A 602-nucleotide genomic window follows, 5' to 3' on the forward strand; every position below is an offset into this window, starting at 1 on the left:
ACAGCGATACCACTGTTAAACTCATTATTTACACCTTCTGCCAAGTCATCAGACTTTGTAAGACCGCTTAGTCCTAAACCATAACGAGCATCAACAACTACTTTACCAAGTCCTGCTTGTAATTCAGCACCTAATCCAAAGTTAGCTCCAATTTCGAATCGGTTTTGCTCATCAGTAAAATCTACTGAATCACTAGTTTTGTCATCACCTTCTATGAGAACACCACGTTGACTAAGGGCGTATCCTAAGGTAGGACCAGCAATAGCGTAACCAGAGATTTTATCATTACCAATTTTACCCTTTAGTAATATTGGTAACTCTAGATAATTTTGAAAAGCACGAATTTCATTTTCAACTCCCTCAGCTTCATATTTAATTGCAGCTCCCTTTTGAATGAAATGTAATTCTGGTTGCAATGCAAAGTTCTTGCTGAAGCTTAATTCAACTGGTAGAGCAATATCAAGTCCAGTGGCATAGTCCAAGCCTTCTACATCTTTGCCTTGTAAAGTAGAGAAGTTAACACCACCTCGAAGTCCTACTGATACTTCTTGTGCAAAAGTGCTGCTTACTGAAAGGATTACAAGAGCAGCGATTGAAAAAAA

At 38.4% G+C, this 602-nt stretch carries 1 protein-coding gene; it reads right to left on the reverse strand.

The genetic code is table 11. The annotated features are described in order from the left end of the window. A partial coding sequence (locus tag E1171_RS00325) for a porin family protein (RefSeq protein WP_155202999.1) occupies positions 1 to 602 on the reverse strand: 602 nt, incomplete at both ends.

The sequence above is a fragment of the Xanthovirga aplysinae genome (assembly GCF_009711365.1).
GTDB lineage: Bacteria > Bacteroidota > Bacteroidia > Cytophagales > Cyclobacteriaceae > Xanthovirga > Xanthovirga aplysinae.